This is a genomic window from Thauera propionica (genome assembly GCF_002245655.1).
In the GTDB taxonomy this organism is placed as follows: domain Bacteria; phylum Pseudomonadota; class Gammaproteobacteria; order Burkholderiales; family Rhodocyclaceae; genus Thauera; species Thauera propionica.
Genome location: NZ_NOIH01000002.1, coordinates 199,869 through 209,173 on the forward strand (window position 1 = coordinate 199,869; position 9,305 = coordinate 209,173).

General features: G+C 66.6%; 6 protein-coding genes and 1 pseudogene. 5 read left to right on the plus strand and 2 right to left on the minus strand.

The window, feature by feature from the left end; translation table 11 throughout:
- Positions 1–20 precede the first annotated feature (20 nt).
- Positions 21–689 carry a DsbA family oxidoreductase gene (locus tag CGK74_RS01360; protein ID WP_094266731.1) on the plus strand — a complete coding sequence of 223 codons (669 nt, stop codon included), beginning with the start codon at positions 21–23 and terminating at the stop codon, positions 687–689.
- 80 nt (positions 690–769) lie between these two features.
- The gene (locus tag CGK74_RS01365) at positions 770–1,567 is read left to right on the plus strand and encodes an EcsC family protein (RefSeq protein WP_094266732.1); all 798 of its coding nucleotides are present in this window, start codon (positions 770–772) and stop codon (positions 1,565–1,567) included.
- Here the strand turns inward: CGK74_RS01365 and CGK74_RS01370 are convergent.
- Positions 1,564–4,119, minus strand: coding sequence for an EAL domain-containing protein (locus CGK74_RS01370; protein ID WP_094266733.1), 2,556 nt, complete (start codon positions 4,117–4,119; stop codon positions 1,564–1,566). The genes CGK74_RS01365 and CGK74_RS01370 overlap by 4 nt on opposite strands.
- A 214-nt stretch (positions 4,120–4,333) precedes the next feature.
- Between CGK74_RS01370 and CGK74_RS01375 the strand changes: the two genes are divergently transcribed.
- The 3 genes from CGK74_RS01375 (at position 4,334) to CGK74_RS01385 (ending at position 8,831) form a co-directional block, all read left to right on the plus strand.
- Positions 4,334–4,537: a heavy-metal-associated domain-containing protein gene (locus CGK74_RS01375; protein ID WP_094266734.1), complete on the plus strand. Its 204-nt coding sequence runs from the start codon at positions 4,334–4,336 to the stop codon at positions 4,535–4,537.
- A 76-nt stretch (positions 4,538–4,613) separates the two neighbouring features.
- Entirely contained in the window at positions 4,614–6,032 is a 1,419-nt protein-coding gene (locus CGK74_RS01380) for a 3'-5' exonuclease family protein (protein ID WP_094266735.1), read from the plus strand.
- 141 nt (positions 6,033–6,173) lie between these two features.
- Positions 6,174–8,831, plus strand: a complete 2,658-nt coding sequence (locus tag CGK74_RS01385) for a bifunctional diguanylate cyclase/phosphodiesterase (protein ID WP_094266736.1) — start codon at positions 6,174–6,176, stop codon at positions 8,829–8,831.
- Positions 8,832–9,074: 243 nt separating this feature from the next.
- Here CGK74_RS01385 and CGK74_RS01390 read toward each other — a convergent pair.
- Positions 9,075–9,275: pseudogene (locus tag CGK74_RS01390) on the minus strand (transposase domain-containing protein); the annotation flags it as partial.
- Positions 9,276–9,305 lie beyond the last annotated feature (30 nt).

A 9,305-nucleotide genomic window follows, 5' to 3' on the forward strand; every position in this document is an offset into this window, starting at 1 on the left:
CCCCCACACGGCCCGACGCCATGATCCTGAACATCGACCTCGTTTCCGACTTCGTCTGTCCCTGGTGCTTCCTCGGCAAGGTGCGGCTTGACCGCGCCCTAGAGGAACTGAAGGCTTCGCGCCCCGACCTCGACGTGCGCGTCAACTGGCTGCCCTTCTTCCTCAACCCGGACACGCCCGCGGCCGGCGAACCTTACCGCGAATTCCTCGAAACCAAGTTCGGCGGCCCGATCAAGGCCGAGGCGGTGCTCGACCAGGTGCGTGACGCCGCCGCCGACGACGGCCTGCAGTACGCCTTCGAGCGCATCCAGACCCGACCCAACACCTTGCAGGCGCACCGCCTGATGTACCGCGCCCAGTCCATCGGCCAGACGCCCGCACGCATCCGCATGCTGGCGAGCGCGCTGTTTGCCGCCCACTTCCAGGAGGGCCGCGACATCGGCGACAAGGACACGCTGGCTGACATTGCCGCCGCGTGCGGCGAGCGTCGCGATGCGGTGCGTGCCTACCTCGATGGCCGTGAAGACATCGACAAGGTCAAGCGCATGGCCGAGGGCGTGCGCAAGCAAGGCATCGAGGGGGTGCCCTTCTTCATCCTCAACCGCAAGCTGGCGGTGTCGGGTGCGCAGTCGGCAGCGGTGCTGGGCGCGGCGATCCTGCAGTCGCTCGAGACCGGCAAGCCGTCCTGAAGCGCCGGCACGGTGTTGCGGAACGCAGGACGCCGGCGCGCGTCTGACCGAACAGTGACGTTCGCCCCAACGCGGCCCGCATGACCACACCGCTGCTCTCCCCCGCCGACCTCGACACCCTCGCCCGCGCCCGCGCGCTGCTCGAGCGCCCGAGCCTGACCGCACGGCTCAGCAGCCTCGTCGGCAGCCCGCTCGAGAAGGGCATGGCGCACCTGCCCGCAAGCTGGCGCGGCAAGGTCGGTGCGATCGCACACGACGCGCTGCTGAAGGCGATGGACACGGCGGCGAAGACACTCAAGCCCGAAGCGCGCGACGCCTCGCCGCGCCTTCACAAGCTGCTCGGTTCGGTCAGCGGCGGCGCTGGTGGCGCCTTCGGCCTGGCCGGACTGGCGGTGGAGATCCCGGTGTCGACGGTGCTGATCATGCGCGCCATCCTCGACATCGCCCGCGCCGAGGGGGAGGACATCGGCAACGCCCGGACGCGGCTGGCCGCGCTGGAAGTGTTCGCGCTTGGCGGCAGCAGCCGCAGCGACGACGCGGCGGAGTCCGGCTACTACGCTGTCCGCGCGGCGCTGGCGACAACGGTGGGCGAGGCCGCCCGCCATCTGGCGGAGAAGGGGCTGACAAGCGAAGGCGCGCCGGCGCTGGTGCGGCTGATCACGCTGGTGGCCGCGCGCTACAAGGTACAGCTGACGCAGAAGGCCGCCGGCATGCTGGTGCCTGGGATCGGCGCGGCGGCTGGCGCCGGCATCAACCTGATGTTCATGAACCACTTCCAGGACGTCAGCCGCGGCCACTTCACGGTGCGCCGGCTGGAACGGCGCTACGGCGCCGAGGTCGTACGGGCCGCCTGGCAGGCGCTCGAGGCCGCGCGCTAGCCCAGGGCCATGAAGGCCGGCCAGGCCAAGGGCACGCTGAAGTGGAAGCCTTGGGCCACATCGCAGCCCTGCTCGCGCAGCACCTTGAGGTGATCTTCGCTCTCGACGCCTTCGGCCACGACGCGCAAGCCCAGGCTGTGCCCAAGCGAGATGATGGCCGCCACCAGCGCAGCATCGCGTGTGTTGCGGTCAATGCCGCGCACGAACAGGCGGTCGATCTTGAGTTCCTCGATCGGGAAGCGCTTCAGGTAGGCCAGCGACGAATACCCGGTACCGAAGTCGTCGAGCGCCAGATTGACCCCCAGCGCCCGCAGCCGGTGCATGCGCACGATCGACGAATCGACGTCGTCCATCAGCATGGTCTCGGTCACCTCGAGCGTCAGCAGCGCCGGCGGCATGCCGGTCTCCTGCAGCACGCGGTCCACGACATCGACGAAGGCGTCGTCGCGGAACTGGCGGGCCGAAATGTTCACCATCATGCGCAGCTCGCCACGACCCGCCTCGCGCCACGCGCGGTGATGCTCGCAGGCATTGCGCAGCACCCATTCGCCGATCGGCACGATGAGCCCGGTTTCCTCGGCCAGCGGAATGAAGTCCGCCGGCGACACCAGGTCGAGCTCGGGGTGGCACCAGCGCAGCAAGGCCTCGGCGGCGACGACCGTGCCGGTCTCCAGATCGATCAGCGGCTGGAAATGCAGCAGCAGCTCGTCGCGCTTGAGCGCACCATGCAGCGCGGTCTCCAGCGCCAGATGCTCGAGCGAGCGGGCGTTCATCGCCGGCTGGTAGAGCTGGTAGCTGTTGCGCCCGTCTTCCTTGGCGCGGTACATCGCCACGTCCGCGTTCTTGATCAGCGTGGTCGCGTTCTTCGAGTCATCGGGGCAGATGCTGATGCCGATGCTGGTCGTCACCACCAGCTCGCGACCGTCGATGACCACCGGCCGGCGCAACGCCTCGACGATGCGGCGCGCGGTCACCACCGCGTCCTCGGGCCCGTCGAGGTTGCACAGCACGATCAGGAACTCGTCGCCACCCATGCGCGCGACGGTGTCGTCCTCGCGCAGGCAGGCGCGCAAGCGCTTCGACACTTCGATCAGCAGGTGGTCGCCAATCTCGTGGCCGAGGCTGTCGTTGATGCGCTTGAAGCGGTCGAGATCGACAAACATCACCGCCAGCCGCTTGCCCGAGCGCGATGCATGCGCCAGCTCGACCGCCAGGCGGTCTTCGAGCAGGCGGCGGTTGGGCAGGCCGGTCAGCGGGTCGTAATAGGCAAGGTCGCGGATGCGCGCCTCGGTTTCCTTCAGCGGGCTGATGTCGGTAAACAGCGCCGCATAGTGGGTCAGCGTACCGTCGTTGTCGGTGATCGCCGCGATGTGCAGCAGCGCGGGATAGATCTCACCCGATTTGCGCCGGTTCCAGATCTCGCTCTCCCACTGCCCCTCGGCCTTGAGCCGTTCCCACATGCGGGCATAGAAGGCGCCGTCATGGCGCCCCGAGGACAGCATCGAGGGGCGTTTGCCGACGACTTCCTCGGCGCTGTAGCCGGTGAGGCGGCAGAAGGCGGGATTCACCGACACGATGCGTGATTCGGCATCGGTCACCATGACGCCTTCGAGCGAATTCTCGATCACCTTCTCGGCCAGACGCAGGCTGCGCTGCGACGAGTGCAGCGCCTGGTCGCGCGCCTGCAGCGCGTGCTGCAGCTCGTGCAGGTAGGCCAGCTCCATGCCGCCGATGATGTCACCGAAGCTGATCAGGTCGGCCAGGGTGCCGTCCTCCCGCAGCACGCCGATGTGGCGGAAGCGACGCTCGGCGAGCAGCGTGCGCACGCGGTAGAGGCTGTCGTGCTCCTGCACTGTCAGCAAGGGCCGGTTCGCGACCGCGTAGAGTGGCTGCTCGGCCTCGCACTGCGCCACCATGCGCGTGACGTCGCGCTCGGTGAGGATGCCGTAGCGGCCCAACGGATCCTCGGCTGCCTCGGGTCCGAAATCGACCACGATGGCGTCGGTCGCATGCTCACGCATGCAGCGCGTGGCCTCGCCGAGCAGGGCGTCCGCCGGCAGGGTGCGCAGCCCGCCCTTGACCAAGGACTCCACCTTGCGCAGGCGCAGGTAGTGCTCGACCCCCTGGTTGAGCACGACATCGGATTGCGAGACGATGCCGCAGGGTCGACCCTGATCATTCTCGACCAGGTAGTGGCGCACATGCTCCTCGCGGAAGCGCAGCGCGAGTTCATGCAGACCGATCGTTGCCGACACGGTGCGCACCGGCGTGCTCATCACGCTGCGAATCGGCCGCGAGAATGCGCGCACATCACGGAAGTCGATGGCGAGCGCATCGCGTTCGGTCCAGATGCCCACCACATCGTCGTCATCGACGACGACGATGGAGCTGACGCGACGCTCGCTCATCAGGCGTGCCGCCTCGAACACGGGCAGTTCGGGCGAGCACTCGAGCAGGTCGGCACGGGCAATCGCGCCCACGCAAACAGCATCGTTCGCCGCGAGATGCAGGGAATCGTCAAGGACGCGGCGCAGGCAATCTTGTTGGGACATCGGCAAAGGACCCGACTTGCACCGACACGGTACGAGGCAGGCCGAAAAAACGGCGATTTGCGATTGTCGCACCCAAAGCGGGGAATGAGCGCCCACTATTCAACACTTGGCCGTCATTCGTCGCGGCGAAGCGGGCATGCCGCGACCTGCCGCCCGCTTGCGTCGAGGCCGTCCTGGGGACACCATGCAGGCTATTTCGCGCGGAATTCAAACGATGCAGACCACCACCCTGACGATCGACGGCATGCGCGACGAGCAATGCCTGCGCCTGGTCACCAACGCCATACAGGACCTACCGGGCATCAGCTATCTCGAGATCTCGCTCGAAACCGGACAGGCAACGATCGAGCACGGCGCCTTCGTCTCCTCGGCCGACATCTACCAGGCCGTCGAGGACGCGGGGTTCAGCGCGCGCTGACGTTCACGACGAGCCTCAGAGCGCCGGAAACCTTCCGCGTCGTGGCCCAGTCTATTGCCGCGTGTCTTCAGCAAGCGTGCCCCCCCTCCTTCGCGCCGCTCCCGGCGGCCTCGCCTTCGTCGATATCGAGACCAACGGCGGCCCCGCGCAGCTTGAATCGATCACCGAGATCGGCATCGTCCAGGTCGACGAGGACGGCGTGCGCGAGTGGTCCACGCTGGTCCGTCCGGCATCGGGCATCCCGGATTACATCCAGCGCCTGACCGGCATCGACAACGACATGGTGGCCGACGCCCCCCGGTTCGCGGAGATCGCGGACGAGGTTTTCGATCGTCTGGACGGCCGGCTCTTCATCGCCCACAACGCGCGCTTCGACCACGGTCACCTGCGCGCGGCCTTTCGCCGCGCCGGGCTCGACATCCGGCCGCAGGTACTGTGCACGGTCAAGCTGTCGCGGCGGCTGTTCCCTGAGCATCGCCATCACGGGCTGGACCACCTCATCACGCGCCACGGGCTGGTTGTCAGTGACCGCCACCGTGCGCTGGGCGACGCCACACTGCTGTGGCAGTTCTGGCAGAAGATCCACGATCGTTTCGCGCCCGGCCACATCGAACAGCAGGTGCGCGAGCTCATCGGCCATCCGAGCCTGCCGCCGCACCTGGACGCCGAGCAACTTGCCGGCCTGCCCGACGCCCCGGGCGTCTATCTCTTCTACGGCGAGCGCGATGGCCAGGCCAGCCTGCCGCTCTACGTCGGCAAGAGCACGCGCCTGCGCAGCCGAGTGCTGTCGCACTTTGCCGCGGACCACCAGAGCGACCGCGAACTGAGCCTGAGCCAGCAGGTACGACGCATCGACTGGATCGAGACCGCTGGCGAGATCGGCGCGCTGCTGAAAGAGGCGGAGCTCATCAAACAACTCCAGCCCACCCACAACCGCCTGCTGCGACGCAACCGTGACCTTTGCACCTGGCGGCTCGCGACCGACATCGTCGGCGACTGGCGACTCGAACTCCTGCACGCGGTCGACCTCGACTTCGGCCGGCACGACGATCTTTTCGGCCTGTTCCGCAGCCGGCGCGAGGCCATCAACCGCCTGCGCGCACTCGCCCGCGACCACGCGTTGTGCCCGCCGTTGCTGGGGCTCGAAAAGCACACCGCCGGTGCGCGCTGCTTCGACTTCCAGCTCAAGCGCTGCCGAGGCGCCTGTAACGGCGGCGAGGCGCCCGCCGCACACGGCCTGCGCCTGATCGAAGCGTTGCACGGCCTGAGGCTCGAGAGCTGGTCGTGGACGGGGCCGATCGGCCTGCGCGAGGGAGCGACGCTTCACGTTGTCGACGGCTGGCGCTATCTCGGCAGTGCGCGCGAAGAAGGCGAACTGGCCGATGTGCTCGAACGCGGCCGGCCGACGTTCGACATGGACATCTACAAGATCCTGGTGAAGGCAGTGAAGCACCTGCCGGTCGTGCCGCTACCTGCACCCAAGGCCCCGGCATGAGCCACTGGCAGGCGGCATGCGTGCAGAAGTTCCTTTGAGCTGGTGACTTCCGCCGCCTGCTCATCCACCCGGGATGGGCAGTCGATGACATCCGTGGCAGCATAGTGGCTCGACTCAAGAGAAGATCCGCATCGGCCGCGCATGAATCTGGATCAAAGCGTTCACCTGCAGCGGCGCATTCACCGCTTTGCCGTGATGGGTATTCTCATCACGGGCCTGCTCGTGGCGCTTGCCACCGCGATCCCGATGTATCGCCATGCGCACACGCTGGTATCCAGCTCGCACATGGAAGGCGTGCGCGCGCAGGCGCAGGCGGTTGGCCAGTTTCTCGAGAAGGCCACTGAGCTTGCCCGACAGATTGCAAGCCGCAGTGCCGTGCGCGACAAGCTGGCCGAGTACAACCGCTGGGAAATCAGCCTGGCGGAGATGGCCCAGTTCTCGGCGCCACGCATTCGCGAGGCGCTTGACCAGGCGGGAAACATCGCCGGCATGGTCCGCTTCGATGCGGAAGGAAACCCGGTACTCGAACTCGGTATCGCGCTGCCGGACGCTGCCCAGGCTCTCGCCGGCCAGGACCCCATCGCCACCCGACGCACCGGGCCGGTCGCGACCGCCGCCGGGCCCCATCTGCTGGTCAGTGCGCCAATCCTGTCACGCGATGGCGAACGTGTCGGGACAGACGTCCTCGCCTTCGGGCTGTCGCAATTGCAGGCCCCACTGACGCGCGCGCATGGCTCGCTACCACGCACCCGGCTGCTGGTATTCAACGGCGAAAGCGGTACCACCGTAGAACTTGGGCCGAGCGGTACCGTCGTCCGTGTGTTCGACACCACCGAGTCAGCGCCAGGCTATCTGCGTCGCGCAGTCGATGGCCCGGCAGGCCAGCAGCATGTAGCACAGAACGGTCCCGACGAAATTGTGTTCTACACGGCCATCCGCGAGATGCCGGGCTGGAGCTTCGCCTACTCGATCCCGGCGACCGACTTCTACCGCCCCGTGCTGTGGCAGATCCTGCTGCCACTGTCGATGATCGCACTGCTGGTCAGTGCCGGCGCCGTGCTTACCGCACGCACCATCCGCCCCATGGCCGAACGCGTGCTGCAGCAGGCGCGCGACCTTGCCGAGCTCGGCGAAAGTCGGCTGCTTGCCGCCAGCGTGTTCGACGCCAGCCCGCAGGCCGTCCTCATCATGGATGCTTCGCACCGCATCATCGAAGCCAATCGCGCGAGCGTGCGCATCACCGGCTATGGCCAGTCCAAACTGCACGGAAAACCGCTGTGCGAGGCGCTGTTCCGTCCCGAAAAGCGCGCCTCATGCGACGAACTGCTGTGGCAGCGCGTCGATGCGCACAACGGCTGGCAGGGCGAGACCGAGCTCCTGCGCTGTTCCGGCGAGGTCTTTCCCGCCTGGCAGAGCGTCACCCCGGTTCGCGATGCCAGTGGCGTCATCCGCCACTATGTCTGCATGTTCACCGATATCGGCGAAAAGAAGCAGGCCGAGGAACGGATTCGCCACCTCGCGCATCACGACCCCCTCACCGACCTCCCGAACCGCACCCTGCTCACCGACCGTCTGGCGCACGGACTCGATCGCGCACGAAGGCACGGAACCTCGCTTGCCGTCCTGTTCATCGACCTCGACCGCTTCAAGTACGTCAACGACAGCCTCGGGCATCCTGTCGGCGACGCATTGTTGAGAATTGTCGCCGAACGCTTTGCCACCGCCTTGCGCGAGGAGGACACCCTCTCTCGCATCGGCGGCGACGAATTCGTCGTGATCCTGGAAGAACTCGGTGGCGCCGACGATGCGGCCCGTGTCGCCCGGAAACTGCTCGACGCGCTGGAAACGCCATCGCGGGTGGACGGCCACGACCTCTTCATCGGCGCAAGCATCGGCATCAGCCTGTTCCCCACCGATGGCGACTCGATCGATACGCTGGTGCGCTGCGCCGACTCGGCGATGTATCGGGCAAAGGAAGTCGGGCGCAACACCTTCCAGTTCTTCACCCCCGAGCAAGCCAGTCAGAGCCGCGAACGCTTCGAACTCGAACGTGATCTGCGCCAGGCCGTCGAGCGTGGTGAGCTGCGCCTCGTCTATCAGCCGCAAGCCGACTGCGCCACCGGTCGCATTGTCGGTGTCGAGGCCCTGGTGCGCTGGCAACACCCGACTCGGGGACTCGTTCCGCCCGACCGCTTCATACCCCTCGCGGAAGAAATAGGCCTCATCAGCAAGATCGGCGCGTGGGTGCTCAACGCGGCCTGCGCGCAAGCTTATCAGTGGGAAAAACAGGGGCGCAGTCTGCGAATCGCGGTTAACCTGTCCGGTCAGCAGATCTCGCGCGACGGTCTGGTCGAGCTCGTGCGCGAGGTACTCGGGACAACAGGACTGTCGCCCACGCAGCTTGAGCTCGAGATCACCGAAGGCCACCTCCTGCAACGCGTCGAACAGTGCATCGCCACCTTGCGTGATCTGAAATCGCTCGGCGTAACACTGGCGATCGACGACTTCGGCACTGGCTACTCCTCGCTCAGCTACTTGAAGAAGCTGCCCGTCGACCGCCTCAAGATCGACCGCAGCTTCGTCGAGGGCATCCCCGACGACCGCGACGACGTCGCCATCGTCGCCACCATCCTGTCCATGGCCCGCAACCTGGGTCTCGATGTCATCGCCGAAGGCGTGGAGAACGAGACTCAACTCACCCACCTTCGCGGTGCCCGCTGCGCCGAATATCAGGGCTACCTCCTCAGTCGCCCTGTGTCACCAGCCGAACTCGAAGCACTGCTGGACGCCACAACCTGAACATCGCAGCAGACACCCCGCGACATTGAATGGCTGAAAGTCAGTGCTTCTGGCTGAGGCAAGTGGCGTCTGTACGCCGCACAGCACCCGCCATCCCCACAAGACAGCGGGCACGACGCTTGGGACCACCCGTCTGCCTGCTCCGCAAGAGTGAAATTCCGGGCCTTTGCTAACCAAGCGTTGGTACTAAGGACGGGGGCAGGTCAGGGGTAAGCGCCCGGCGAACCCGTCTTGCCGTTTCGCTCAGACGCTGACGGCTGGCTGCCAGCGATGCGGCAGCAGTTCGCCAATCCTGCTGTAGGGCTGGCTCGGCAGTCTTTCGAGCACATCCTTCAGGTACGCGAAGGGCTCGTGGCCATTCAGTCGCGCGGACTGGATCAGGCTCATGACGGCAGCCGCGCGCTGGCCCGCCCGCAGGCTACCCGCGAAGAGCCAGTTCTTGCGCTTATGCCAACCTTTGCATAAGCGCAATTA

Bases quoted from the DNA above. Each gene is read 5' to 3' on its own strand.
- CGK74_RS01365 (WP_094266732.1), top strand. From the start codon at position 770: ATGACCACACCGCTGCTCTCCCCCGCCGACCTCGACACCCTCGCCCGC.
- CGK74_RS01375 (WP_094266734.1), top strand. From the start codon at position 4,334: ATGCAGACCACCACCCTGACGATCGACGGCATGCGCGACGAGCAATGC.
- CGK74_RS01385 (WP_094266736.1), top strand. From the start codon at position 6,174: ATGAATCTGGATCAAAGCGTTCACCTGCAGCGGCGCATTCACCGCTTT.
- CGK74_RS01370 (WP_094266733.1), bottom strand. From the start codon at position 4,119: ATGTCCCAACAAGATTGCCTGCGCCGCGTCCTTGACGATTCCCTGCAT.
- CGK74_RS01360 (WP_094266731.1), top strand. From the start codon at position 21: ATGATCCTGAACATCGACCTCGTTTCCGACTTCGTCTGTCCCTGGTGC.